This window comes from Enterobacter cloacae complex sp.6700776 (assembly GCF_048284255.1).
Classification (GTDB): Bacteria; Pseudomonadota; Gammaproteobacteria; order Enterobacterales; family Enterobacteriaceae; genus Enterobacter; species Enterobacter intestinihominis.
The window spans coordinates 1-305 of record NZ_JBLVYK010000160.1 but is presented as its reverse complement, the minus strand read 5'-3'; the positions used below and the strand labels follow the sequence as shown (position 1 = coordinate 305).

Sequence of the window (305 nt, the reverse complement as noted above, 5' to 3'; positions counted from 1 at the left end):
CCACACCTTCTTGAGAAGACAGCGAAAATTCTTGTAATAACCCTTGAACTAAGCCTGAACGACCAACCCCATTTTTTTGATTACGCAGTTTTTCTGCAATGGAGTAAGCCAATTTATGAGCAGCATCAGCTTGCTCTGGAGGCAGCTCAGCTTGTTGTAAAAGCATAGGCACGGCTTGAGTTTCAGGAATGCGGTACGCTGATGTAATTGCGGAGCGTTTTACGGATTGGGGTAAAATATGCTCAGCGAACTCAAGGAATGGCTGATAAAGGGTCTCAGGAGACGAAATTTCATCACCAGAATGC

General features: G+C 44.9%; 1 pseudogene. It reads right to left on the bottom strand.

Annotated elements, in window-relative coordinates:
- A pseudogene (locus ACNQ0T_RS23705) lies at positions 1 to 305 on the bottom strand (1-pyrroline-5-carboxylate dehydrogenase); the annotation flags it as partial.